15 protein-coding genes, 9 tRNA genes and 1 riboswitch are annotated in these 23,619 nt (G+C 58.5%); of the genes, 3 read left to right on the top strand and 21 right to left on the bottom strand.

The annotated features are described in order from the left end of the window. Window positions 1-99: 99 nt before the first annotated feature. The 13 genes from F8N12_RS21895 to ltaE all read right to left on the bottom strand — a co-directional run bounded on the left by F8N12_RS21895 (window position 100) and on the right by ltaE (window position 6,950). Window positions 100-176, bottom strand: a tRNA-Arg gene (locus F8N12_RS21895). Window positions 177-247: 71 nt separating this feature from the next. Next, a tRNA-Arg gene (locus F8N12_RS21890) sits at window positions 248-324 on the bottom strand. A 71-nt stretch (window positions 325-395) separates the two neighbouring features. Beyond that, window positions 396-472 (bottom strand) — tRNA-Arg (locus F8N12_RS21885). A gap of 71 nt (window positions 473-543) precedes the next feature. After that, a tRNA-Arg gene (locus F8N12_RS21880) sits at window positions 544-620 on the bottom strand. Between the two features lie 71 nt (window positions 621-691). Beyond that, window positions 692-768 (bottom strand) — tRNA-Arg (locus tag F8N12_RS21875). Between the two features lie 71 nt (window positions 769-839). Beyond that, window positions 840-916, bottom strand: a tRNA-Arg gene (locus tag F8N12_RS21870). A 71-nt stretch (window positions 917-987) separates the two neighbouring features. Beyond that, window positions 988-1,064 (bottom strand) — tRNA-Arg (locus F8N12_RS21865). Between the two features lie 71 nt (window positions 1,065-1,135). After that, window positions 1,136-1,212, bottom strand: a tRNA-Arg gene (locus F8N12_RS21860). Window positions 1,213-1,319: 107 nt separating this feature from the next. Further along, window positions 1,320-1,410 (bottom strand) — tRNA-Ser (locus tag F8N12_RS21855). A 62-nt stretch (window positions 1,411-1,472) separates the two neighbouring features. After that, window positions 1,473-1,661, bottom strand: a complete 189-nt coding sequence (gene csrA / locus F8N12_RS21850) for a carbon storage regulator CsrA (RefSeq protein ID WP_002554426.1) — start codon at window positions 1,659-1,661, stop codon at window positions 1,473-1,475. 185 nt (window positions 1,662-1,846) lie between these two features. Beyond that, the gene (locus F8N12_RS21845) at window positions 1,847-3,088 is read right to left on the bottom strand and encodes an aspartate kinase (protein WP_028620560.1); all 1,242 of its coding nucleotides are present in this window, start codon (window positions 3,086-3,088) and stop codon (window positions 1,847-1,849) included. A gap of 91 nt (window positions 3,089-3,179) precedes the next feature. Continuing rightward, window positions 3,180-5,801 (bottom strand): alanine--tRNA ligase, encoded by a 2,622-nt coding sequence (gene alaS, locus F8N12_RS21840; protein WP_150582253.1) that lies wholly within the window; start codon window positions 5,799-5,801, stop codon window positions 3,180-3,182. A 144-nt stretch (window positions 5,802-5,945) separates the two neighbouring features. Continuing rightward, complete coding sequence (ltaE, locus tag F8N12_RS21835; RefSeq protein WP_150582252.1) at window positions 5,946-6,950, bottom strand: low-specificity L-threonine aldolase; 1,005 nt, start codon at window positions 6,948-6,950, stop codon at window positions 5,946-5,948. A gap of 197 nt (window positions 6,951-7,147) precedes the next feature. After that, window positions 7,148-7,319, top strand: a riboswitch (FMN riboswitch). A 102-nt stretch (window positions 7,320-7,421) separates the two neighbouring features. Here ltaE and F8N12_RS21830 point away from each other — a divergent pair. Next, window positions 7,422-7,934 carry a 6,7-dimethyl-8-ribityllumazine synthase gene (locus tag F8N12_RS21830; protein ID WP_150582251.1) on the top strand — a complete coding sequence of 171 codons (513 nt, stop codon included), beginning with the start codon at window positions 7,422-7,424 and terminating at the stop codon, window positions 7,932-7,934. A gap of 121 nt (window positions 7,935-8,055) precedes the next feature. On the opposite strand, the gene astE is transcribed toward F8N12_RS21830, so the two are convergent. The 7 genes from astE to F8N12_RS21795 form a co-directional block, all read right to left on the bottom strand. After that, window positions 8,056-9,063: a succinylglutamate desuccinylase gene (gene astE / locus F8N12_RS21825; RefSeq protein WP_150582250.1), complete on the bottom strand. Its 1,008-nt coding sequence runs from the start codon at window positions 9,061-9,063 to the stop codon at window positions 8,056-8,058. 12 nt (window positions 9,064-9,075) lie between these two features. Next, window positions 9,076-9,366, bottom strand: coding sequence for a topoisomerase II (locus tag F8N12_RS21820; protein ID WP_150582249.1), 291 nt, complete (start codon window positions 9,364-9,366; stop codon window positions 9,076-9,078). 58 nt (window positions 9,367-9,424) lie between these two features. Next, on the bottom strand, window positions 9,425-10,771 hold the full coding sequence (gene astB, locus F8N12_RS21815; RefSeq protein ID WP_150582248.1) for an N-succinylarginine dihydrolase: 1,347 nt from the start codon (window positions 10,769-10,771) through the stop codon (window positions 9,425-9,427). A 136-nt stretch (window positions 10,772-10,907) separates the two neighbouring features. Continuing rightward, the gene (gene astD, locus F8N12_RS21810; protein ID WP_191623204.1) at window positions 10,908-12,377 is read right to left on the bottom strand and encodes a succinylglutamate-semialdehyde dehydrogenase; all 1,470 of its coding nucleotides are present in this window, start codon (window positions 12,375-12,377) and stop codon (window positions 10,908-10,910) included. Further along, the gene (gene astA / locus F8N12_RS21805; protein WP_150582246.1) at window positions 12,374-13,399 is read right to left on the bottom strand and encodes an arginine N-succinyltransferase; all 1,026 of its coding nucleotides are present in this window, start codon (window positions 13,397-13,399) and stop codon (window positions 12,374-12,376) included. The genes astD and astA overlap by 4 nt, the downstream gene beginning before the upstream one ends. A gap of 72 nt (window positions 13,400-13,471) precedes the next feature. Next, on the bottom strand, window positions 13,472-14,491 hold the full coding sequence (gene aruF / locus F8N12_RS21800; protein ID WP_150582245.1) for an arginine/ornithine succinyltransferase subunit alpha: 1,020 nt from the start codon (window positions 14,489-14,491) through the stop codon (window positions 13,472-13,474). Window positions 14,492-14,792: 301 nt separating this feature from the next. Then, the gene (locus F8N12_RS21795; RefSeq protein ID WP_150582244.1) at window positions 14,793-16,013 is read right to left on the bottom strand and encodes an aspartate aminotransferase family protein; all 1,221 of its coding nucleotides are present in this window, start codon (window positions 16,011-16,013) and stop codon (window positions 14,793-14,795) included. Window positions 16,014-16,299: 286 nt separating this feature from the next. Between F8N12_RS21795 and F8N12_RS21790 the strand changes: the two genes are divergently transcribed. Then, window positions 16,300-18,009 carry a dermonecrotic toxin domain-containing protein gene (locus F8N12_RS21790; RefSeq protein WP_150582243.1) on the top strand — a complete coding sequence of 570 codons (1,710 nt, stop codon included), beginning with the start codon at window positions 16,300-16,302 and terminating at the stop codon, window positions 18,007-18,009. 374 nt (window positions 18,010-18,383) lie between these two features. Here F8N12_RS21790 and F8N12_RS27690 read toward each other — a convergent pair whose 3' ends face one another. After that, window positions 18,384-18,710, bottom strand: a complete 327-nt coding sequence (locus F8N12_RS27690) for a hypothetical protein (RefSeq protein WP_191623203.1) — start codon at window positions 18,708-18,710, stop codon at window positions 18,384-18,386. 54 nt (window positions 18,711-18,764) lie between these two features. On the opposite strand from F8N12_RS27690, the gene F8N12_RS21785 reads away from it, so the two are divergent. After that, on the top strand, window positions 18,765-23,603 hold the full coding sequence (locus tag F8N12_RS21785; RefSeq protein WP_191623202.1) for a leucine-rich repeat domain-containing protein: 4,839 nt from the start codon (window positions 18,765-18,767) through the stop codon (window positions 23,601-23,603). Window positions 23,604-23,619: the final 16 nt, after the last annotated feature.

Here is a 23,619-nt window from a genome sequence, read left to right as displayed (position 1 = left end):
GTACTCTATCCAGCTGAGCTACGAGTGCATATGTGGTTTTATACCAGATCACAACTGGTTGAAGCCAAGTCATTTGCATTGCTGCAAACAACTCTTAAATGGTGCACTCGACAGGATTCGAACCTGTGACCGCTCGGTTCGTAGCCGAGTACTCTATCCAGCTGAGCTACGAGTGCATATGTGGTTTTATACCAGATCACAACTGGTTGAAGCCAAGTCATTTGCATTGCTGCAAACAACTCTTAAATGGTGCACTCGACAGGATTCGAACCTGTGACCGCTCGGTTCGTAGCCGAGTACTCTATCCAGCTGAGCTACGAGTGCATATGTGGTTTTATACCAGATCACAACTGGTTGAAGCCAAGTCATTTGCATTGCTGCAAACAACTCTTAAATGGTGCACTCGACAGGATTCGAACCTGTGACCGCTCGGTTCGTAGCCGAGTACTCTATCCAGCTGAGCTACGAGTGCATATGTGGTTTTATACCAGATCACAACTGGTTGAAGCCAAGTCATTTGCATTGCTGCAAACAACTCTTAAATGGTGCACTCGACAGGATTCGAACCTGTGACCGCTCGGTTCGTAGCCGAGTACTCTATCCAGCTGAGCTACGAGTGCATATGTGGTTTTATACCAGATCACAACTGGTTGAAGCCAAGTCATTTGCATTGCTGCAAACAACTCTTAAATGGTGCACTCGACAGGATTCGAACCTGTGACCGCTCGGTTCGTAGCCGAGTACTCTATCCAGCTGAGCTACGAGTGCATATGTGGTTTTATACCAGATCACAACTGGTTGAAGCCAAGTCATTTGCATTGCTGCAAACAACTCTTAAATGGTGCACTCGACAGGATTCGAACCTGTGACCGCTCGGTTCGTAGCCGAGTACTCTATCCAGCTGAGCTACGAGTGCATATGTGGTTTTATACCAGATCACAACTGGTTGAAGCCAAGTCATTTGCATTGCTGCAAACAACTCTTAAATGGTGCACTCGACAGGATTCGAACCTGTGACCGCTCGGTTCGTAGCCGAGTACTCTATCCAGCTGAGCTACGAGTGCATATGTGGTTTTATACCAGATCACAACTGGTTGAAGCCAAGTCATTTGCATTGCTGCAAACAACTCTTAAATGGTGCACTCGACAGGATTCGAACCTGTGACCGCTCGGTTCGTAGCCGAGTACTCTATCCAGCTGAGCTACGAGTGCATTTGTTGCCGCGCATTATAGGCCGTCGAATCTTTTTGTAAAGCGCTTTTTCCAGTAATTTCAACAACTTACCGAATAAGCCAGATTACAACGTACTACGCAAATAATGGCGGAGAACGGGGGATTCGAACCCCCGACACCCTTTTGAGGTGTACTCCCTTAGCAGGGGAGCGCCTTCGGCCACTCGGCCAGCTCTCCGCAACACGGGGCGTATATTAACCAGCTTCTTCCCCGTTTGCAAACATAAAAAACGATAAAAATTAATGGCTTGGTTCTTCGTCCTTCTCTTTCTTTATACGCAGGTAAATTTCCTCACGGTGGACCGCAACCTCTTTCGGGGCGTTGACACCGATGCGCACTTGATTTCCTTTAACGCCGAGCACGGTCACGGTGATTTCGCCATCACCAATAATCAGGCTTTCTGCGCACCGACGAGTCAGAATCAACATACCTTTCTCCTCACGCATTTCATTTCAGGGACAACAGTCTGCAAAAAAAAGGCACTCGACCGACAACCTGAGCGGTCGCAGCCCTACATGCCTGAGTATTGACCAGCGCCAGCGAAAGAACAGGTTCGCCGCGCCATTCAGGAAAACAAAAGGGCGCGGTCAGACCGCGCCCTTTGGCAAACGCATCACTCGCCCTGTCGGGCCGGAGCGTCCAGTTCGAAAGCCGTGTGCAGGGCGCGTACGGCCAGTTCCAGGTATTTCTCTTCAATGACCACCGAAACCTTGATTTCCGAAGTCGAGATCATCTGGATGTTGATGCTTTCCTTGGCCAGGGATTCGAACATGCGACTCGCAACGCCTGCGTGCGAGCGCATGCCGACGCCGACGATCGAGACCTTGGCGATCTTGGTATCACCGACCACCTCACGAGCACCGATTTCGTCAGCCGTCTTTTTCAACACAGCTTCGGCGGCCTGGTAGTCATTACGGTGCACGGTGAAGGTAAAGTCGGTGGTGTTATCGTGCGCGACGTTTTGCACGATCATGTCGACTTCGATGTTCGCGGCACTGATCGGGCCTAGAATCTTGAACGCAACGCCCGGGGTGTCTGGCACGCCACGGATGGTCAGCTTGGCTTCATCGCGATTGAAAGCGATGCCGGAAATGATCGGCTGTTCCATGGTTTCCTCTTCATCAATAGTAATGAGGGTGCCCGGACCCTCCTTGAAGCTGTGCAGAACGCGCAGCGGTACGTTGTACTTGCCGGCGAATTCCACCGCACGGATCTGCAACACCTTGGAACCGAGGCTGGCCATTTCCAGCATCTCTTCGAAGGTAATCTTGTCCAGACGCTGCGCCACGGAAACCACGCGCGGGTCCGTGGTGTAGACGCCGTCGACATCGGTGTAGATCTGGCATTCGTCAGCCTTCAAGGCTGCTGCCAGCGCCACGCCGGTGGTGTCCGAACCGCCACGACCAAGGGTAGTGATGTTGCCGTGCTCGTCGACGCCCTGGAAACCGGCGACTACCACTACCCGGCCGGCCTTCAGGTCACCGCGAATTTTCTGATCGTCAATCTGCAAGATACGCGCTTTGTTGTGCGCGCTGTCCGTCAGAATCCGCACCTGATTACCGGTGTAGGAGACCGCCGGCACACCACGCTTGATCAGCGCCATGGCCAGCAGTGCAATCGTCACCTGCTCGCCGGTGGAAACGATGACATCCAGTTCACGCGGAACCGGTTGATCGTCACCACTGATTTGCTTGGCCAGATCGATCAGACGGTTGGTCTCGCCGCTCATTGCAGACAGCACAACCACCAGGTCATCGCCGGCATCGCGGAATTTCTTAACCTTGTCGGCGACCTGCTCGATTCTCTCGACAGTGCCGACCGAGGTGCCTCCAAATTTCTGTACGATCAAAGCCATCTCAAAGCCGCCTCAGCCCCATGAAGGGCGCCCAAATAATCACTCGAACAGCGCCCGGCCCGCCACTGGACTGCGGGCTGGACACGCTGCCTTATAGACCCTGCTCTACAAACGGAACGGTCAGGGCCAATGCGGCGTCCAGTGCGTCAGCGTCGATACCGCCACCCTGCGCCATGTCTGGACGACCGCCGCCCTTCCCGCCCACTGCCGCAGCGGCTTGCTTCATCAAATCACCGGCTTTGAGTTGGCCAGTCAGGTCTTTGGTTACGCCTGCAACCAGAACGACCTTTTCCTCATGGACACTGCCGAGCAGGATCACTGCGCGGCCGAGTTTGTTTTTCAGTTGATCGACCAGCGCCAGCAGCGCCTTGCCGTCCTGACCGTCCAGACGCACGGCCAGCACTTTCACGCCTTTGACATCCAGGGCGGAGGCCGACAGATCGTCGCCCGCCGCGCTGGCCGCTTTGGCCTGCAACTGCTCGAGTTGCTTCTCCAGCAGACGGTTGCGCTCCAGCACAGCCGACAGCTTGTCGATCAGGTTGTCGCGGCTGCCCTTGACCAGGCTGGCCGCTTCCTTGAGTTGTTCTTCTGCCGCGTTCAAGTAGGCCAGGGCCGCAGCACCGGTGACCGCCTCGATACGACGCACACCCGACGCCACACCGCCTTCGCTGATGATTTTCAGTAGGCCGATGTCGCCGGTGCGGTTGGCGTGAATACCGCCGCACAGTTCAACCGAGAAATCGCCCATGCTCAGCACGCGCACGCTATCGCCGTACTTCTCGCCGAACAGTGCCATGGCGCCTTTCTGCTTGGCGGTTTCAATGTCGGTTTCTTCGGTTTCAACCGCCCAGTTCTTGCGAATCTCGGCGTTGACGATGTCTTCCAGTGCTTTTAACTGCTCAGGCTTGATCGCCTCGAAGTGGCTGAAGTCGAAGCGCAGACGCTGACTGTCGACCAACGAACCTTTCTGTTGCACATGCTCGCCCAGCACTTTGCGCAGTGCGGCGTGCAATAAGTGAGTGGCCGAGTGGTTGAGCGCCGTCGCGTTACGGACTTCGGCTTCCACGTGGGTTTCAACCGGGGCGCCGATAGTCAGGCTGCCCGATGCCAGCACGCCGTGGTGCAGAAAAGCGCCGCCAGTCTTGGTGGTGTCACGCACGTCGAAACGACCGCCGCTGGCCTGCAGATAACCGCTGTCGCCAATCTGACCGCCGGATTCTGCGTAGAACGGTGTCTGATCGAGAACGACCACACCCTCTTCGCCTTCATTCAATACGTCGACCGCTTGACCGTCCTTATAGAGGCCGACCACTTTCGCCGAACCGCTGGTGGCTTTGTAACCGGTGAACTCGGTGGCTACATCAACCTTGACCAGGCTGTTGTAGTCCATGCCGAAGGAGCTGGCGGAACGGGCACGGACTCGCTGGGCTTCCATTTCCCGTTCGAAACCGGCTTCGTCGAGGGTCAGGTTGCGCTCGCGGGCGATATCGCCGGTCAAGTCCATCGGGAAACCGTAGGTGTCGTAGAGCTTGAACACCACGTCGCCCGGTACCACGTCGCCTTTGAGTTCAGCCAGATCCTGCTCGAGGATTTTCAGGCCCTGCTCCAGGGTCTTGGCGAACTGCTCTTCTTCAGCCTTCAACACGCGCTCAATGTGCGCCTGCTGGGTTTTCAGTTCCGGGAACGCTTCGCCCATCTCGGCAACCAGCGCTGCAACGATCTGATAGAAGAAGCTGCCCTTGGCCCCCAGTTTATTGCCGTGACGGCAAGCGCGACGAATGATCCGGCGCAGCACGTAGCCGCGACCTTCGTTGGACGGCAGCACGCCGTCGGCCACCAGGAAGCCGCACGAACGAATGTGGTCAGCCACGACTTTCAGCGAGGCCTGATTGTCGTTGGTGCAACCGATGGCTTTGGCCGATGCGCTCAGCAGGCTCTGGAACAGATCGATTTCATAGTTCGAGTGCACGTGCTGCAGCACGGCACTGATCCGCTCCAGGCCCATGCCGGTATCCACCGATGGTGCTGGCAGCGGGTGCAGCACGCCGTCGGCGGTGCGGTTGAACTGCATGAAGACGTTGTTCCAGATTTCGATGTAACGGTCGCCGTCCTCTTCCGGCGAACCCGGTGGGCCGCCCCAGATGTCGGCGCCGTGATCGTAGAAAATCTCGGTGCAAGGGCCGCACGGGCCGGTGTCGCCCATGGTCCAGAAGTTGTCGGAGGCGTAGGGCGCGCCTTTGTTGTCGCCGATACGAACCATGCGTTCAGCCGGAACACCAATTTCCTTGGTCCAGATGTCGTACGCCTCGTCATCGCTGGCGTAGACGGTGACCCAGAGCTTTTCCTTTGGCAGGTTCAGCCACTTGTCCGAGGTCAGGAAGTTCCAGGCGTAGGTGATCGCATCGCGCTTGAAGTAATCACCGAAGCTGAAGTTGCCCAGCATCTCGAAGAAGGTGTGGTGACGGGCGGTATAACCGACATTTTCCAGGTCGTTGTGCTTGCCGCCGGCGCGCACACATTTCTGACTCGAAACGGCGCGGGTGTACGCGCGCTTTTCCTGGCCCAGGAAGCAGTCCTTGAACTGGTTCATCCCCGCGTTGGTGAACAGCAGGGTGGGGTCGTTGCCCGGAATCAAAGAGCTGGAGGCTACACGGGTGTGGCCTTGCTCTTCGAAGAAGCGAAGGAAGGCTTCACGGATTTCTGCGCTTTTCATAGGTTCTTCCACGGAGGCTGCGGCCAAAGGCCTGTGCGAACGTCAACAGACGAAGCGACGGCAAAGGGCCGCATTATATCGGCCCTGCGCGCGGGGTGCAGCGTGTTTATACGATAGAAACGGTCAATTGGACGGCTAACGCGATCAGTTGCGGGAAAACTCGACGAATGCCGCGACGACCTGCTCGATTTGCGCCGGGCTGACGTCCATGTGCGTGACCATGCGCAGACGACCGGCCGCACTCAACCTGATCCCGCGTTCGGCGGCGAAGGCCTTGAGTGCTTCGGCCCGCTCCCCGATTTGCACGTAAACCATGTTTGTCTGCACCGGTTCGACGTCATAACCGGCAGCACACAAGCCTTCGGCGATTCGTTCGGCATTGGCGTGGTCGTCAGCCAGGCGCTGAACATTGTGATCAAGCGCATACAGACCCGCTGCAGCCAGAATACCGGCCTGACGCATGCCGCCACCGACCATTTTGCGCAAACGCCGGGCCTTGCCGATCAAGTCGGCCGAGCCGCACAACACCGAACCGACTGGCGCGCCGAGGCCTTTGGACAGGCACACCGAGACCGAATCGAAGTGCTGCGCGATCTCGCGTGCGTCCACCCCGAGTTTAACCGCCGCGTTGTAAAGCCGAGCGCCGTCCAGGTGCAACTGCAAGCCATGTTTGCGGGTAAACTGCCGCGCCTCGGCCAGATACGCCAACGGCAGCACTTTGCCCTGCATGGTGTTTTCCAGTGCCAGCAAGCGAGTACGGGCGAAATGGAAATCGTCGGGCTTGATCGCTGCGGCCACGTGCGCCAGATCCAGCGACCCGTCAGCCTGCACTTCCAGCGGTTGCGGCTGGATCGACCCAAGCACTGCCGCACCACCGCCCTCGTATTTGTAGGTGTGCGCCTGCTGACCGACGATGTATTCATCACCGCGCTCGCAATGCGCCATCAACCCGAGCAGGTTGCTCATGGTGCCCGTTGGCACGAACAACGCCGCGGCGAACCCCAGACGCCTGGCCAACTCCGCTTCCAGCCGATTGACCGTCGGATCTTCGCCATACACGTCGTCACCGGTGGCCGCTGCGGCCATTGCGTCGAGCATTGCCGCCGAAGGTTGGGTGACGGTGTCGCTGCGAAGATCGATAACGCTCATGAATCCGGCCTCTTTGAACAAATGAAATGCTTGTCAGGGTGGAATTACTGCGGCCTTGCCGATGATTAATCAACCCTGGTTTCAGGAAAAGGCTAATTGTTTCAACAGAAAAGTCGATGGCAATCATCAGATAGCCACAATGCAGACGCGATAAATATGTGGTAAAAACGCTTCGCCGCCACACTTTCCGGCGGCAAAAACGTTCTCAGGGCGGGGTGCAACTCCCCACCGGCGGTGATTGCGCGCAATGCGCATAGCCCGCGAGCGCTTGGTGGCAGACACAGTTTTTAGCGTGTCGGGCGGCAAGGTCAGCAGACCCGGTGTGATCCCGGGGCCGACGGTCATAGTCCGGATGAAGAGAGAACGGGATTGGCGCCAAAGGGCCGTCCGCGGGCATTCGTGCCAGCGTGCGCACTCTTAAATCCCATTCGATTCATATGCCCTGTTTTTCACACAAACAGGAGTCAGAACATGCAACCCACCGCAATCGACAGCAAAAGCAAACACCACAATGGCGAGCGCGTTGCGTTCATTCAGGCCTGCTGGCACAAGGATATCGTCGACCAGAGCCGTAAGGGCTTCGTCGCTGAAATGATTGCTCAGGGCTACCAGGAATCAGACATCGATTTCTACGAAGTCGGCGGCGCCTTTGAAATGCCCCTTCACGCCAAATTGCTGGCCAAGTCCGGTCGTTACGCGGGCATCGTCGCAGCCGCCCTGGTGGTGGACGGCGGGATCTATCGTCACGAGTTTGTCGCCCAGTCGGTGGTCAGCGGCCTGATGCAGGTTCAGCTGGAAACCGAAGTGCCGGTGTTCTCGGTGTCTCTGACCCCGCACCACTTCCATGCCGGCGAAGAACTGCATCATCAGTTCTTCTTCGATCACTTCGTGCACAAAGGCCAAGAAGCGGCGAAGACCTGTGCCGATACGTTGAGCAAGATTCGTGCGTTGCGTCGTACCGAGCCGCGTGCGGTAGCCGTCTAAACACCGGACATAACTGTGGGAGCTAGCCTGCTGGCGATAGCGGAGTATCAGTCGACACCCAGGGTGGACTGACTCATTGCGATCGCTAGCAGGCTAGCTCCCACATTGGTTTGCGGTGAACTCAGGCGAGGTTTTCGTCGGTAGCCGGCACGATCAGGATGCCGGCGCGCAGGCCGTTTTTCACTTTGGGATTGGGGAAAATGATCCGGGCACCCTCCTCCTCGATGATCCAACGGGTCTGGGCGATGTCTTCAGCCAGCACGTAACCGACGTCCAGTTCAGTAAAATTCTCGATGTCCGCCGGCAGGTTCAGGCGGAAACTGTCGCTGTGCTTGATGATTTCCCGGGCCACGCTGAACAGCTGCAGGCCGTCCAGCTGCTCCTCAACTGGCGGCTCGGTGCCATCAATGATCTGCTTGATTCTGGTTTCCAGCAAATCGACATTGACCCCGTCGTTTTGCCCGAACGGACGCGCCTTGCCCAACTCTAGCGTGAAAGATTCGGCGCCCAGTTTGTCGTAGGTGTACGAGCTGAAAACGATCGAGGGTTTGTTCTGCAGCAGCACCGCTTCCATCCCGGCATCGCGCAGGCGGCTCAGTTGCTGACGGGAATGCTGGCGACCTTCGGACCAGGGATACAAGGCAAACTGCTCGATTTTCGAACCACGGATGGCGGTGTGCAGATCGTAATGCAGACGCTCTCGGTCCGGCAGGCTGAAGAAACTCGCCGCCAGCCGTTCCAGCTCACAGGCGCGCAATGCTTCCGAGCCGCTGCTCTGCTCGTGACGGCCATTGAACAACCGATTGACGTCCTGCTCGACGAAGCGCTCGCCTTTGCGGATCGCTTCCGGGTTACCGAACAGGAACAGAATTCGTGCGCACGGTTTCAGATCGCCGCGGGCGATGTCATGCAACAGGCGATCGAGCAGCTCGATCGGCGCTGTTTCGTTGCCATGAATGCCGGCTGACAGCAGCAGGTCCAGACCATTGTCGCGAGCTTGCGGTGGCCGGACTTCCAGCGCACCTTCGCTCAACCAGCGCATCCGCACGCCTTCGACAGTCAGTTGAGTCTTCTCCGCCGGTTCGCGGCCGGCGAGGGTCAGTTCAAGCAGTTTGCCGAGGGCGAGCATAGCGCGATTTCCTTAATGGTCGTGATTGCAATCCGGGCCGTGCACGTGGTCCTCTTCGTCGCCGACGTCGGCCGGTTCCATTTCCAGTTGCAGACTTACCAGATTAGTCGCCAATGGGCGCAGCAACAGGTTGGCGTATTCGGCGTCACCTTCTTCGACGTCCACGCCGATCAGCAATTGGCCGCGGCCGTCCTGCTGGATCCACAGCTCTTTGCCTTGCCACAGGACCGCGACGCGGGTGCAGGAGGTTTCCAGTTGCGTGCCGTCGGTGTCTTCAAGGATCAGCTGCAGGGTATCGCTCATGTTTTACGCTCTCATTTGGAGATAAGCGGCGCGCAGGAAAAACCGCGCGCGCCGGTTTTCAATTGATCTGGAATGGATAAACCGCGCCCAGTTTAAGGATTTGCGTCAGTTCATCCAGTGCCGTCCGGCATTCGAGCAGCAATTGCGGGTCTGCAAGATCGCTTTCGGCCATGCGGTCGCGATAGTGCTTGTCGACCCATTCGGTCAGCGTGCCGTACAACGGTGCCGTCATGATAACCCCTGGGTTGACGGCCGCCAGTTCGGTTTCATTCAACGCCACGCGCAGCCTCAGGCAAGCGGGGCCACCGCCGTTCTGCATGCTTTGCTTGAGATCGAACACTTTCACTTCACGGATCAGCCCGCCGGTGCCGGTCAAGCTTTGCAGGTACTGCCAGACGCGCTCGTTGCTACGGCATTCTTCCGGCACGATCAACAGCATTGAGCCGTCAGGACGCGACAGCAACTGGCTATTGAACAGGTAGGAGCGAACGGCGTCATCAACGGTCACGGCGGAACGCGGTACGCACACAGACTGAAATGTCCCACCGACTTTGCCGAGTTTTCGCGCCAGTTCTTCGAGCATCTGTTCAGTGTCGAGGAAGGCGTCCTCGTGATGGAACAACACCTCGCCATTGCCGACCGCGATCACGTCATTGTGAAACACGCCTTGGTCGATCACTGACGGATTCTGCTGACCGTAGACCACGCCGTCCTCGCTCAGGCCGTGCAGGCGGGCCACCGCTTGCGAAGCTTCGAGTGTCTGGCGGGCCGGGTAGTTTTGTGGCGCCGGATAACGGTTGTCGAAAGCGCTGCGGCCGAACACGAAAAACTCGACACCCGCTTCGCCATAATCCCGGCAGAAACGCGTGTGGTTGGCCGCGCCTTCGTCACCGAACTGCGCCACCGCCGGCAATGCGGCGTGATGGGCGAAGTGTTTCTGATCGGCGAACATAGCGCCGAGCACGCGGCTGGTGGTCGGGTGTTCGATGCTGCGGTGGTATTTGCAGTTGAGGTTGGCGGCGGTGAAATGCACGCGGCCATCGGCGGTGTCGGCGCTCGGGCTGACCGTGGCGGCGTTGGCCACCCACATGCTCGACGCCGAGCAGCTGGCAACCAGCAACGGCATCGCTTCCTTCGCGGCCTTTTCGATCACCTGAGCGTCGCTGCCGCTGAAGCCGAGGCGGCGCAGCGCGGCGACGTCGGGCCGTTCCTGCGGCGCGAGCACACCTTGTTGAAAGCCCATTTCCATCAACGCTTTCATTTTGGCCAGGCCTTGCAGCGCGGCTTCCTTCGGGTTCGAAGATTGCTGGCTGTTGCTCTGGGAGGCGACGTTGCCGTAAGACAAACCGCCGTAGTTATGGGTCGGCCCCACTAGACCGTCAAAATTGACTTCACAGGATTTCATCAGCGAGGCTCCACGGGAATCGGGTATTTAAGGCTTCAGGGAATTGACTGGAACAGGATCTCTGTAGCAGCTGCCGAAGGCGGCGTCCGGGTCAGGTCGCGCACGGACGCCGCCTGCGGCAGCTGCTACAAATGTCCTACGCCATTTTCACACCTGGCGTTAAAGCAGCGGGCATCACCAGGCTCGGAGTTTCCAGCGAGGCCACCGGGTATGCACAGTAGTCCGCCGCGTAGTAGGCACTGGCGCGGTGGTTGCCCGAGGCGCCGACACCGCCGAATGGCGCGCTGCTCGCGGCGCCTGTCAGCTGCTTGTTCCAGTTGACGATACCGGCGCGGCTTTCCAGCCAGAACTGCTGATAACGCGCCTCGGAGTCCGACAACAGACCGGCCGCCAGACCGTATTCCGTGTCGTTGGCTTCTGCGATCGCCGCTTCAAAATCAGCGTAGCGGATCACTTGCAGCAACGGGCCGAACAGTTCTTCGTCAGGACGATCAGCGACGGCCGTGACATCCACAATGCCCGGGGTCAGCAACGCGGCCTGGGCCTGCGGCTGCGTCATTTCCAGCAACGCCACCGCACCATTGCCCAGCAGATGTTCCTGCGCATCCATCAACGCTTTCGCCGCACCGAGGGAGATCACCGAGCCCATGAACGGCGCCGGTTGCTGATCGAAGGCGCCGACCTCGAGGGTCGAACTGACCTCGACCAGACGCGCCAACAGCGAATCACCCCAGGCGCCCTGCGGCACCAGCAAGCGGCGGGCACAGGTGCAACGCTGACCGGCAGAGATGAACGCCGACTGGATGATCGTATAAACAGCGGCGTCGAGATCCGCCACCTCATCGACCACCAGCGGATTGTTACCGCCCATCTCCAGCGCGAGGATCTTGTCCGGACGACCGGCGAATTGCTGGTGCAGATGGTTGCCGGTGCGGCTCGATCCGGTGAAGAACAACCCGTCGATACCCGCATTCGCCGCCAGGGCAATCCCGGTTTCGCGAGCGCCTTGCAGCAGGTTCAACACGCCCGCGGGCAGGCCGGCTTCGATCCAGCATTTGACCGTCAGCTCGGCCACTTTCGGGGTCAGTTCGCTCGGCTTGAACAGCACGCTGTTACCCGCGAGCAAGGCCGGAACGATGTGGCCGTTGGGCAAGTGACCGGGAAAGTTGTACGGGCCAAACACAGCCACCACGCCGTGCGGCTTGTGACGCAAGACGGCGGTGGCGTCGCCCAGCGGGCCGCTCTTCTCGCCGGTGCGCTCACGGTAGCTCTGCACGGAGATCGCGATCTTGTTGATCATGCTGGTGACTTCAGTGGCCGATTCCCACAGCGGTTTGCCGGTTTCCTCACCGATGGTACGAGCCAGCTCGTCAGCGTGATTTTTCAGCGCGGCGGCGAAAGCTTCCAGCACCGCAATGCGCTCGTCCAGCGTGCGTCGCGCCCAGCCCGGAAAGGCCTGACGCGCGGCTTGCACGGCCGATTCGACCTGAGCGGCCGTTGCACCTTCGCCGGCCCACAGCACCTGCTGGGTGACTGGATTCAGCGACTGAAACGCGTCGCCCTGCCCGGCCAGCCACTCACCTGCGATGTATAGCGAATTCATTATTTCGACTCCCGTGCGGCGGACAACGGAACGGCGCGCACTTGATCGCCGGCGTTGAGTTGAAGACGTTTGGCGGTCAGCGGATCGACCACCAACGTGCCGGCGGCGAAGCGTGCGGGTGCGGCGGTGATCCGGCAGTCTTCGCGCTTGCGGTTGTGAATCAGGAACGGCGTGGCGTCGTCACCCGGTGTGCCAATGGCCAGCACCAGTGCCTGGCTGTCGCGCACGGCGCGGATCTTGCCGGTTTCGCACTCCACAGCCGGGCCGGCGTCGAAAATGTCGACGTAACCCTGATAGCTGAAGCCTTCGCTTTTGAGCATCGACAGCGCCGGCTCGGTGTCCGGGTGAACCTGGCCGATGACGTTGCGCGCATCCGGCGACAGGAAGCACGTGTACAACGGGAATTTCGGCATCAATTCGGCGATGAATGCCTTGTTGCCCACGCCGGTCAGGTAATCGGCCTGGCTGAACTCCATCTTGAAGAAGTGCCGGCCCAGGCTTTCCCAGAACGGCGAACGCCCGGCGTCATCGGACACGCCGCGCATCTCGGCGATGATCTTGTTGCCGAACAATTGTGGGAACTCGGCAATGAACAGCATCCGCGCCTTGGCCAGCATGCGGCCGTTGAGGCCGTTGCGGTAATCGGCGTGCAGGAACAGCGAGCACAATTCGGAATTGCCGGTCAGGTCGTTGGCCAGAAACAGCGTCGGAATTTCGCGGTAAATGTTCAGTTCCTGCGAGGCACTGACGGTCAGGCCGACGCGAAAGTTGTACCACGGCTCGCGCAGGCCAACGGCGCCGGCGATGGCGGAAATGCCAACCACGCGACCCTCGTCATCTTCGAGCACGAACAGGTAGTCCGCATCGCCCCGCCCGGCTTCGCCGCGAAAGGTTTTTTCGGCCCAGCCGACCCGATGGGCCAGCCGCTCTTCGTTGGCCGGCAACGTGGTCAGGCCGGTGCCGGTGCTGCGCGCCAGGGCGATCAGAGCAGGTAAGTCGCTGCTGCGTACGGGACGAACGATCATGCTATCTCCTCAAACGGGCCGCTTGCGCCACCCGTGAAACTCGCTGCTTTTCAGCATTCTTTACAGCAGGCGTCAAACCGCGACCAGGCGCACGCTGGCACCTTCGCCGACGCCCAGGGCCTCCGCCGCTTCCAGGTCCAGAACCACCGGTTTGCCCGGCGCGTAATCGAGCTCGAGCAACACGGCGCGGTAATCCTGCAACTGCGCATTGGCCACCAGATACTGCCGGCCGACGCCTTTGACCGTCTCGCCGATCTTCACCGGCACCACGCGGCTCTGGGCGATCGAACGGATCCCCGAAACACGTGCATGCAAGGTCGGGCCACCGTCGAAAATATCGATGTAATGATCGGTCTCAAAGCCTTCGCGCATCAGGATGTCGAAAGTGATCTGCGCACGCGGGTGCACCTGGCCCATCGCTTCTTGCGCGGTGTCCGGCAGCAACGGCACGTAGATTGGATAGTGCGGCATCAGTTCGGCAAGGAAGGTGCGGCTCTTCAGACCGCACAGACGCTCGGCAGCGGCGTAGTTGAGGTCGAAGAAGTTGCGCCCGATTGCATCCCAGAACGGCGAGTCGCCATTCTCATCGCTGTAGCCGACGATTTCGGTCACCACGGAATCGGCGAAGCGTTCCGGATGGCTGGCAACAAACAGCAAGCGCCCGCGCGAGTTGAGCTCCGACCACGCCGAACCCACCAGCTCCGGCAACACGTAGAAACTGGTCAGCAGGCTGTTACCGGTCAGGTCGTGGCACTGCGAGAGCACGTGAATCTTGTTGTGGATCTTCAGCTCGCGGGAAGCGTGCACGAACGTTTCGTTGCGAAAGCTGTAGAACGGCTCGGAATAGCCGGCCGAGGCGACGATGGCCGAACAACCGGCCAGTTTGCCGGTGACACTGTCTTCGAGAACGAAGAAGTAGCTTTCTTCACCATTGAAACTGACTTCGGCGGCAAACGATGCTTCGCTTGCGGCGATCTTGTCGCTCAGGCGCTCGACATCATCCGGCAGGGAAGTGACACCAATCGGGCTGTCCGCAGCCAGACGCTGTACCTCGCCCAGATCAGCCATTTGCGCGGGGCGCATCACCAGCATGGTGTCACTCCTTTCTCATACTCTTGAGGGCAATAAGCCGAACCCTTGCAGGAGTGAAGCTTTGTGGCGAGGGGGCTCGTCGAAAAGTCGCACCTCCCCGTTCGGCTGCGAAGCAGTCGTAAAACCATCTCCACTTTGTGATTCAAAATAGTGGTGACTGGTTTTAGGGATGCTTCGCATCCCAACGGGGCGGTGCGACGTTTCGCCAAGCCCCCTCGCCACAGCAGCTCGCTCCCACATTGAACTGGTCCGGCATTAAAATCGGGTTCGACGCCTGAAATGTCAGGCGTCGAAAGGTTTATCAGGCTTGCGTCAATTTCGCCGCAGCACGTTCGAAGCGGTTCAGGCCTTCGTCGATGTCTGCGTCTTCAACTACCAGGCTTGGAGCAAAACGCACCACGTCCGGTCCGGCTTGCAAGATCATCAGGCCTTCGCGTTCGGCGGCGTTGAAGATCTCTTTGGCCTTGCCCTTCCAGGCGTCGTTCAGCACGCAGCCGATCAACAGGCCCATGCCGCGAACCTGAGTGAACATGCCGTATTTCTCGCCGATCTGCTCAAGGCGCGCCTTGAACTTGTCGTGCTTGGCGTTCACACCTGCCAGCACTTCAGGCGTGTTGACCACATCAATCACCGCCTCCGCGACCGCACACGCCAGCGGGTTGCCGCCGTAGGTGGTGCCGTGAGTGCCGACGACCAAGTGTTTGGCCAGATCTTCGGTGGTCAGCATCGCCGCGATCGGGAAACCGCCGCCCAGGCTCTTGGCGCTGGTGAGGATGTCCGGCGTCACACCGTAATGCTGGTAGGCGAACAAATGCCCGCTGCGGCCCATACCGGTTTGCACTTCGTCGAAAATCAGCAGCGCGTTGTGCGCGTCGCACAGATCGCGGGCGCCTTGCAGGAATTCAAGTTCGGCCGGGATCACGCCGCTTTCGCCCTGGATCGGCTCGAGGATTACCGCGCAAGTCTTCTCGGAGATGGCGGCTTGCAAAGCGGCCAGGTCGTTGTAAGGAATGTGGGTGATGCCGGTGATTTTCGGTCCGAAACCGTCAGAATATTTCGACTGGCCACCGACGTTCACGGTGAACAGGGTGCGACCGTGAAAGCTGTTCAGGGTGGCGATGATCTCGTACTTCTCGCTGCCGAACCGGTCAAAACCGACACGACGGGCCAGCTTCAACGCAGCCTCGTTGGCTTCGGCGCCGGAATTGCAGAAGAACGCACGCTCGGCAAACGTCGCGTCGATCAGCTTATGGGCAAGGCGCAGCGCCGGCTCGTTGGTAAACACGTTGGACACGTGCCACAGCTTGTTCGCCTGCTCGGTCAAGGCACCGACCAGCGCCGGGTGCGCATGGCCCAATACGTTGACGGCGATGCCGCCGGCAAAGTCGATCAGCTCGCGGCCTGACTGGTCCCACACGCGGGAACCGGCGCCACGCACGGGAATGAAAGCGGCAGGCGCGTAGTTGGGAACCATTACCTGGTCGAAATCGGCGCGTTCTACCGCAGCGTGCTCAACGGACATCGGAGTCTCCTGAAGAGGAACACTCGCCGGATACTGGCGAGCGATGGGGGGATTGTAAGGACAGTTCTCGGCCCGGCCTTGCCGCCAAGCGACAACTTCTTATAGCGCCAACCCCGGTTTCAGCCGGGTTTACGGCAATGCGACATATAGCGTCGCAAAGGCGCAGTTTAAACCGCGATCACAGGTTATAGGCAGGCTTGTCAAAGGGTGCGGCAAATATGTACCGCACATTGATTGCCGCGTTTTGTTTTTCTGGGTGCTCTTTTAACGCTCAAGGAATGACATTATGCAACTGTCCGCCGGATCGGAACCGACAGCCACTGGCGCCGCGCCCAACTCACAACATCCCGATGCGCATTATCAACCGCTCAAAGCAGCCATTCCCGAGTGGCTTGGCAAAGCCTCTGCCGCCAGGCGCCTCGCACTGAAGAACACTCAGCCGCGCCTTCCGGATCAGCTCAAAGCGGTGCCGGCCGCGCAGCATTTGCGAATGAAAACACTCAACGGCGCCCATTGGACGGCCCAAAATGATGTCGATCAAAGGCTCGCGCACATACAGGATGTCAGTGCCTTCGCCGAACCGATACTCACAGCGGCCTTGAAAAACCGTTTCGATATCGAGCTGGACGTCCGCACCACGTTCTTGCGCCTCTATGTCCCGGTGACCACCCCCTGGTTTCCTGTCAAGACCGGCGCCCGCGTCTGGAGCGTTTCACTGCTGGACGCGGTGTTGCACAACTTTGAAGAAAAGGAGACCGAAGACGACGCTTTTGAAATCGAATCGACCTTCAGCACCGAGCCCACGTCTACCGGACAGTTCGAAACACTGGCGGCTATCAAGGACAAATTGAGCATCGCGGCTTTCACCCAACTCTGCAGGGAGCTGGACATCGGCGCCCGGTACCAGAGTTACCTGAAAGAAAATCTCGGTTTAGACAACCCCGTCGCCGCCGCAGTCCTGCAGCTGAAAATCGACCAAAGCCAAAAGTCTGCACTCACTGCGGCGCTGCATTTTGCCCTGATGAACCGCGACATTTCGCAGAGTCACTTCATCCTGATCACCGGGCTGCTCGATGGATTGCAAGGCATGCGGATCAACGGGGCCGAGTTGCTGTGTCATGAGTTGACGATGTTGTCCGCCTCCCTCACGGGTGTCCTCGTGTTCAGCCCGGACCCGGAAAGTACGCGTAACACTGTCAAACCGGTGATCTATATCCCGGACGACCCGGAACATCCGGTCAAGCAATACGCTTCAATGGCCGATCTGGCGCACGCGCTCACTCGCCGACTACGTTCGAAAGATTACCAGCGCTTCTTCAGTCGGTTCGTCGATTACGAACGTCGGGGCGAGTTCTTCGCCACTTTGAACAACCGCTTGAGCAAAATCACCTGGCATCCGCCAGTGCCCGGCAGTGCCGAACCGACATGGCGGGAAACGCCTCTGGACAAGCCGATCCTGCAGCTCGCCATTACCCCCATCCAGCGCGATCTGTGGCGGCATTTGTATCAAACCAAACTCAACAAGATTCTTAATGACGCGCTTGTTATCGCCGTGCCCACTGCGACAGTCGATCAAAAGGCCCGTTGGGCGTTCTGGGATTCAGTGGTGAAGATCGCCACGTCAATTATCGAAACCGCCGCCTTTGTCATTGCGCCTTTTGTGCCCGGGCTGGGGGAAGCGATGCTGGCTTACATGGCTTATCAGCTGCTCGACGAAACCTTCGAGGGCATCGTCGAATGGGCACAAGGCCGGACCACCGAGGCGTTCGAGCATTTGATGGGAACCGTGGAATCGCTGATCCAGCTGGGCACGTTTGCGCTAGGCGGGGTCATTGGCGCGGGTGAATTTCGCAAGGTACTGCCAGAAGAAATCGTCGCCTTCATCGACCGCTTCAAGCCGGTCGCGCTGCCAGACGGGCAATGCATGTCGACCACGCGCCGCTGCCGCCACTGCTTGCCGACACGATCAAACGCTTCAAGATCGATCAGGACCTGAAACGGTTTGTCGATCAACTCCACAGCGAACTGCCGGAGCGCTACCTGAGCGCTGATCCGTCGATGCAGCTGCAGCTGTTGACGGACCACGGCAAATGGCCCACCGACAAACCCATGCGGTTGATTGATCGGGAGGGCACTGTCCAATGGCAATCGGCCAATGAAGAAAACCTGCCGTTGATCGAGCTTCGGCAAGATGCTCTGGTGGACGGTGACCTGTTGAAAACGTTGCTGAGCGCACTCGACGAGGACGCCGTCAAGGCGCTGCTGGGGTGGGAGTTTTCCGGCCCGACGCCCTCACTCGAAACAGGCGCTAAAGCACTGCGAAAACAACTGGCGCAGCTCGCCTGGGAACAACGCACGACCGAATTCGAATCACGCTATCAGGCGCTTGAGCGAATGGAAGACCCGCTGGCGCCGGTCATCTTCCAATACGATCCTCAGTTGCCAGCCAGCGTCACGCGTGAACTGCTCAACACCGCCACCGGCGAGGAACTGCTGGAAATCAGTGGAGGGCACATGCCGGTCCGTCAGCAGCAACTGGTTCGAGTGGCGAATCAGGAACTGCGGGTAACACGGGCCTATGAAGGTCTGGAGCTGGAATCGGTGAGCAACCCGGACAGCGAGACGCTGGCCTTGCATAGCCTCAAGCAGTTGCCGGGCTGGACAGGCCAGGTGCGTATCGAAATACGTGATCGCCATTACGAGGGCGTTCTGCTGGACAGCACCGGTCGTGCAGATGCGCCATCGCAAAAAGTGCTGGTCCGCCAGAGCGATGGCCGCTACCAACCTTACGATGATCGCGGTCAGGAATTGCAGGCGGCGACCGACTTCTTTTCCAGTGTCCTGTACGCGCTGCCCGACTCGGAACGCCAGGCGCTGGACATTGACATCGGCCAGAGCGAAACACTGAAAAATGCGATCCGCGCGCGGCCAGTACCAAGAGACGAACTGCGACTTGCGATCACCCCGCCACCGGTGATTGAGCCGGCGGCGGATACGCTGCGCCTGCTCGGTGCAGACGGTTATCGACCATTGCCGCGACGCAATCGCTCGCGCACATTCACGCTGGAAAACAGAGCACGAGCGTTATATCCCAGGCTGAGTCAGCAGGAACTGCAGGCCTTTATCAGCTGGCTACGGGACCGCCCCGCGGGTGCGCACGCTGAACTGTCCCGTCTGAGCCTCGAATACAACCAGCTCACCCTTGACCTGGCCCGCTGGGCAAACAACACACCGGTTAACGACCCTGCCACGGGGACGATGCTTACGCCCATACAACGGCGGGCATCCTTGCAGAATCGAGGATTATTGAGAACCGCCATCGAACGTTGCTGGCGTCGGGAAACACGCGTACCTCTCGGGGACGTGTTGTATGTGGCAGAACCGATATTGGGCGAGCTTCCCGTCCTGAATGCCGATTTCAGCCATGTATCCGGCCTGACAGTCGTCGGCAGTGCAAGTACACAGGGGCTCGAACCGTTTCGCCAGCTTTTCCCCAATCTGGTGTATCTGGACGTCCGTAACTTCACCCTGCCGGAGCTTCCTCAGTCTCTCGCTGACATGCCCAGACTGCGCCAGCTGATTGTCCGCAATTGTGCCATCACCCTCACACCCGCCGACCGACAGCTGCTCGCCTCCCTGACCGAGCTTACGCTGCTGGATCTGCAAGGAAACCTGCTCTCAGGAGCACCTGATATCGGCGCCCTGCCATCGCTGGGTCATCTGAACCTGGCCGACACCGGCATCTCCTCAGTACCAGCCGATTTGCTGGACCGCCCCCAGACGATCATCGCCCGATTTGACGGCAACCTGATTGGCGAACTTCCCGAGGCTTTTTTCGAACTGTCCGCCGAACTCAGCGAAGGTTTCGATTTTTCCAATAACCCGCTGTCCCTGGCGACCAGGGAGCGAATAAAAGCGCATTACATTCGAACTTCGCAGCACTTTGGCGTATTGGCCGACCCAGCGGATATTCTGCGCACCGTAGCGTTGTTCCCGGAGCTGGGTCCTTACCAGGCATCGGATCTGCTTTATCGCCTGCCAGGAACGCTGGCTGAAGGACGAGCCCAGCTGACTAATTGGGAGGCAGAACTCACGCAGTTGAACAATGACCTGGTGCAATGGATCGATCGCGGTCCTGATCGACACGCTGTCAGCGGGGAGCAACTGACTGCCATTGAACGCCAACAGGAGCGCCTGGCCCGAGAGAACTTCCGTCAAGCGCTGGAGCAGGCATGGCGAAGCCGGATCAAACCAGACCTGGTGTTAACCGCTGAATTCTCTGAAGACATGCCAGCCATCAGCGCAGATTTCAACCATGTTACCCGCTTGACGATCAGCGGAAATCGCACCCTGAGGGCGCCGAACGCATTCCTGCAGCGCTTCCCGAATCTGGAACGTCTGGAAATGATTGAGTTTACGTTGGGTACAATTCCACAGTCAGTGACCGGCATGCCTGAGCTACGAACGCTGATCCTGGAAGACTGCGGCGTAGTGCTGAATCCCGAGAGTCAGTCCTTACTCGACACTCTGAGCCATCTGCACACGCTGGAGCTCAACGATAATCCATTAGGCGTCCCGCCTGATATCACTGCCCTTACCCAACTGACTCACCTCGACGTGTCAAGGACCGGCATTTCGACCGTGCCTGCAGGGTTAGCCGACCACCCCAGCCTGGATTCCGCCTATCTCACCGGTAACCAGTTCAGAGACTTGCCCGAGGCTCTGTTCAATCTCACTGCACATCGCAGTGATGGTATCGACTTTGAGGACAATCCGTTGTCACCCGCGACCCGGGATCGGATCAAAAACTACTTTCAAACCGTCCGACAGGATTTTGGTGTCAGTGCAGAATTGGCCGATGTCGAGAGGGTCAGAGCGATGTTTCCAGCACTGGATCACCAAGATGCCAGCGACGTCATTTATGACCTGCCTGGCACCTTGGCGCAGGGTCGGGTCCGGCTCCACCAGTGGCACGCAGAATTCAGCCAGTTGAAGCTTGATCTGTCGATTTGGCAACAAAACAAGCCAGCGCAAGCCGACGCGGAAGCCATGGCGGCGTTCAGCCAGACGCTGGTGAAATTCTGGCGGCGCCGTCCGGAAATTGCCCGGCTCAGGGATGACCATTTCCTGGCAAACCTGTCTTTTGCCGCAGACATGCCGCAGCTTTCGACGGACTTCAGCCATGTGACGCGACTCACGCTCAGTGGCAACGTCGCGATTGAGGGAGTAGACGCGTTTATCGAGCTCTTTCCCAATCTTTACAACCTTGATCTGCGTAATTTCAACCTGCAGCAAATACCCCAGGCTGTCACGCGTATGCCCGCTCTCAAGCAGATGACACTGAGCAATTGCAATGTGACGCTGACGCCCTCCGGTCAGGCGGCGCTGTCGGCATTGGGTGAACTTCAAGTACTGGATCTGAGCCACAACGCCTTGGTCACTGCACCCGATGTGGAGAACATGCCGGGACTCGTCGATCTCTGGCTGTCCAACACCGGCATCACACACCTGCCGAACGGTCTTATCAGCCGCACGCGCCTTAAAGTCGCGATGCTTAGCGACAATCAGATAACCGAATTACCAGCCGCGTTTTTCACATTGAGGCAGGAGCTCGCCGCCGGGATAAATCTTGCCAACAACCCGCTGTCGGTCACCAGCCGGGACCTGATAAAGACTTACTTCGCTGCATTCACGGATGACTTTGGCATATGGGCTGAACAAGCCGACATCGACCGCGCACGCGCATTGTTTCCCGGAATGAACCCGGAAGAAGCCAGTCGCATGATCTACAAACTGCCCGGCACACTGGAAGACGGTCGCGCTCAACTAGGTCAGTGGGAAGTGGAAATCGCTCAGCTCACCCACGATCTGCGCACATGGGCCGATGACATACCCACACACTCAGCCACCGGCGCAGCGATGAGCGACGCCGAAAAAATCGCCGAACGCAACGGCAGATATCACTTTCGCAAGGAGCTGGAGCAATTCTGGCGACAAAGACTGGTCGAGACTTCAGAAAAAAGGGCAGACGCGTTTGGTTCAAACCTGGGGTTTACCGGGGAGATACCGCCCCTCTCAGCAGATTTCAGTCACGTGAGGACGCTCGCCCTTAACGGCAACCCGGCGTCGAATGTCTGCGCTGGCTTCCTGGAATGTTTCACTGGCGTGCAGCATCTTGCGTTGCGCGGTTTCGGCCTGGGTCGCGTACCGCAGGCGATCAGCGGCATGCAGTCCCTACAGAGTCTGACATTGAGTAACTGTGCGATCGTGCTCGACGCGCCGGGGCAGGCCGTATTGTCGTCGCTGGCCAAATTAACCAGTCTGGATCTGTTCTTCAATCCGTTGGGGCAGGCGCCGAATTTAGCCACTTTGCCGACCCTCTCCTACATTGACCTCTCCAGCACTGGCATTGAACAAATTCCGGTCGGTCTGGCCGATCATCCCGCGCTTACAGTCGCTCTGTTGACTGACAATCGAATAGCCGAAATCCCCCGAGAGCTCTACAGCGCAAGCAGCGACAAGGACCTTTTCCTGGGCGGCAATCCACTCTCAGCTGTCACTCGAGAGCAGTTAAAAGCGTATTACCAGCAAACAGGTAAGGACATGGGAGTGCCGGCCGATCAGGCTGACCGCGATTTGCTTCAATCGCTGTACCCGACCATGGACGCTACGGCAGCCAGTGATTTCATTTACCGGATACCCGGCACCTTGAATGACGGGCGAATGGAACTGTTACGCAGGGAGGCCGAACTTTCGACGTTGATCAGCGACCTCACGGTATGGATGACTGACATTCCAGAGCACCCCGTCACCGGGCTGCCACTCGATGCGCAGAGCTTGCTGGAGGAACAACGCAAACGACGCGCGTTCAAGGAAAGTCTGGAGAATTGCTGGCGACGGATACCAACCGAGACGCTGACAGGCGACCCGTACGCGTTCTATTCGAGCTCAGCGATCTTCGGCGAATTGCCGACATTGACGGCCGACTTCAGCCATGTGCCCGAGATGTACCTGACCAGCGCTGTCGAAGCTCGCACCCGAGTTGGCAATTTCCTTGATTACTTCCCCAACTTGCAGTCGCTGGCAGTACGCGGCTACCAACTGAATAACATTCCCGACGCCATCTTCCGAATGGAACAGTTGACGTCGTTGAGCCTGCCGCACGGCAACATCACCCTGACCCACTCAACGCTCAACGCGCTGGCAGGAATGGAACAACTTGATTATCTGAATCTCAGGAACAACCCATTGGGGCTGACGCCGGACTTAAGCAACATGAACGGTATGTCGATACTGAACCTCAGTGAGACCGGCATCACTCACATTCCAGACGGCTTGTGGCGCATCGAAACCTGGCTGAACGTCGACTTGAGTAACAACGCGATCACTGTGATGCCGCCTGAGTTGTTGGAGGTCCCTCCCGATGTCGGTGAAAACCTGGATTTCAGCGGCAATCCATTCAATGAGGAAAGTCTGCGCATCATTGCCAATTATTATCGAGAAACGGACAACGATCTGGGCATCAATGAAGTGGCTGATATTTCCGACGACGAAGACAATATGCCCCCGATCGAATCAATTGAGGACTGATCGGGCGCCAGCGACG

This window comes from Pseudomonas fluorescens (assembly GCF_902497625.1).
In the GTDB taxonomy this organism is placed as follows: Bacteria; Pseudomonadota; Gammaproteobacteria; order Pseudomonadales; family Pseudomonadaceae; genus Aquipseudomonas; species Aquipseudomonas fluorescens_BQ.
Note: the sequence above shows the minus strand (reverse complement) of the source record. Positions and strands in the feature narration are given on the sequence as shown.

Excerpts from the sequence above, each read along its gene's own strand:
- csrA (WP_002554426.1), bottom strand. The coding sequence starts at position 1,661 with ATGTTGATTCTGACTCGTCGGTGCGCAGAAAGCCTGATTATTGGTGAT.
- F8N12_RS21845 (WP_028620560.1), bottom strand. The coding sequence starts at position 3,088 with ATGGCTTTGATCGTACAGAAATTTGGAGGCACCTCGGTCGGCACTGTC.
- alaS (WP_150582253.1), bottom strand. The coding sequence starts at position 5,801 with ATGAAAAGCGCAGAAATCCGTGAAGCCTTCCTTCGCTTCTTCGAAGAG.
- ltaE (WP_150582252.1), bottom strand. The coding sequence starts at position 6,950 with ATGAGCGTTATCGATCTTCGCAGCGACACCGTCACCCAACCTTCGGCG.
- F8N12_RS21830 (WP_150582251.1), top strand. The coding sequence starts at position 7,422 with ATGCAACCCACCGCAATCGACAGCAAAAGCAAACACCACAATGGCGAG.
- astE (WP_150582250.1), bottom strand. The coding sequence starts at position 9,063 with ATGCTCGCCCTCGGCAAACTGCTTGAACTGACCCTCGCCGGCCGCGAA.
- F8N12_RS21820 (WP_150582249.1), bottom strand. The coding sequence starts at position 9,366 with ATGAGCGATACCCTGCAGCTGATCCTTGAAGACACCGACGGCACGCAA.
- astB (WP_150582248.1), bottom strand. The coding sequence starts at position 10,771 with ATGAAATCCTGTGAAGTCAATTTTGACGGTCTAGTGGGGCCGACCCAT.
- astA (WP_150582246.1), bottom strand. The coding sequence starts at position 13,399 with ATGATCGTTCGTCCCGTACGCAGCAGCGACTTACCTGCTCTGATCGCC.
- aruF (WP_150582245.1), bottom strand. The coding sequence starts at position 14,491 with ATGCTGGTGATGCGCCCCGCGCAAATGGCTGATCTGGGCGAGGTACAG.
- F8N12_RS21795 (WP_150582244.1), bottom strand. The coding sequence starts at position 16,013 with ATGTCCGTTGAGCACGCTGCGGTAGAACGCGCCGATTTCGACCAGGTA.
- F8N12_RS21790 (WP_150582243.1), top strand. The coding sequence starts at position 16,300 with ATGCAACTGTCCGCCGGATCGGAACCGACAGCCACTGGCGCCGCGCCC.
- F8N12_RS27690 (WP_191623203.1), bottom strand. The coding sequence starts at position 18,710 with ATGGCGATCACGTATTTCGATACGCACCTGGCCTGTCCAGCCCGGCAA.